General features: G+C 73.3%; 2 protein-coding genes. Both read right to left on the bottom strand.

The genetic code is table 11. The annotated features are described in order from the left end of the window. Positions 1-66: 66 nt before the first annotated feature. The gene (locus ACLEQD_RS43240) at positions 67-1,257 is read right to left on the bottom strand and encodes a hypothetical protein (RefSeq protein ID WP_410391766.1); all 1,191 of its coding nucleotides are present in this window, start codon (positions 1,255-1,257) and stop codon (positions 67-69) included. Next, the coding region (locus ACLEQD_RS43235; protein ID WP_410391765.1) for a c-type cytochrome at positions 1,254-1,481 on the bottom strand (228 nt) is incomplete at its 5' end. The genes ACLEQD_RS43235 and ACLEQD_RS43240, both read right to left, overlap by 4 nt.

Below are 1,481 nucleotides of genomic sequence, written 5' to 3'. Positions count from 1 at the left end.
CGCCGACGCGCAGCAGCCACGCGGTGGGCAGCCGCTCCAGCTCTGGAGGGGGTGGGCGGGCTTCGCTCATGGCGGGCGCACCTGGAGCGAGTGGACGAGGTAGGGATCCGCCACGGGCACGGGATAGGCGCCGCGCGACAGCCAGATGGCCGCCGCCACGGACACGCCGCCCATCCCCACCCACGCGGTGAAGGCCGTCCACGGGATGAAGACGGCCCCCGGGTAGAGCGAGGGGAACAGCAGCCACGCCACGTCCACGGCGTGCATCCCCAGCATCCACAGCGCCACGGCCGCCAGCGCCCGGGACCGCGCCTTGAGCTCGCGCGACAGCAGGAGCGCGAAGGGGATGATGAAGTGGCCCAGCAGCAGCACCAGCGACAGCACGCCCCAGCCGTCCTCCAGGCGGACGCGGTACCAGCCCACCTCCTCCGGCAGGCTGGCGACCCAGATGAGCATGAACTGGGAATAGGCGATGTAGGCCCAGAAGCAGATGAAGGCGAACAGCAGCGTGCCCAGCCGGTGGTAGTGGCCGGGGGACAGCAGGCTGCCGAAGTGGCGCGTGTCCCGGGTGGCCGCCCCCGCGACGATCATCAGGGCCAGCCCGCCCACGAAGGCGCCGGAGAAGACGTAGGCGGCGTAGACGGTGGACTGCCACGTCGCCTCCAGCGACATCATCCAGTCCAGCGTCATGAAGGAGAACGTGAGGCCCAGCGCGGGCAGCGAGCCGCCGCCCAGCCGCCGCTGCCACTGCGTCCAGCGCACGTCGCCCGTCGCGTCCTGGCGCACGGACCAGCGGTACAGCAGGGCCCCCACCAGCCCCCAGGTGAGGAAGTACAGCGCCGCGCGCACCAGGAAGAAGGGCACGTTGTTGTAGAGCCGCCGGTGGTCGAGCACGTGCAGCGCGTGCTCGCCCAGGCGCGCGGAGGGCTCCACCCACGGGAACAGGTGCCGCATCCCCAGCGCGAGGGGCACGAAGAGCAGGAGGAACAGCGGCGCGAGGGCGGCTGTCACCTCCAGCGCGCGGCGCAGCACCACGGGCCAGCGCGCCTTGGACGCGTGGAAGGAGGCGAGCAGCAACAGCGCCCCCAGGCTCAGCCCCAGCCAGTAGGTGAACCCGAAGAGGTAGCCCGCCAGGGCCTGACGCACGTCGAGGAAGGCGCCGGCGGCGGTGGCCCCCAGGCCCACGACCCCGAGCGCCGCGCTGAGGCCCAGCGCGCGCCGTCCGCCCTCGAAGCGTGGAAGCACGGGAGGCGTCATGGCGCGCGGACCTCCTGGCGAAGCCGCGCCTGGACCTCGGGCGGCGCGGCGGAGAGGGGCGCGTGCTGGCTGCGGCCCAGGGCGCGCAGGTACGCGACCACGGCCCAGCGCTCCTGGGGCGTGAGCTGCGGGCCGTAGGCGGGCATCACGCCGAAGCCGTGGGAGATGACCTGGAAGTAGAAGCCCGGCGGGTGCGGCAGCGCTCCCGCCGCGGAGCGCTCGTC

The organism is Corallococcus sp. 4LFB (assembly GCF_046520365.1).
GTDB classification, from domain to species: domain Bacteria; phylum Myxococcota; class Myxococcia; order Myxococcales; family Myxococcaceae; genus Corallococcus; species Corallococcus caeni.
The sequence above is the reverse complement of the archived record's forward strand: the minus strand, read 5'-3'. Positions and strand labels throughout refer to the sequence as shown.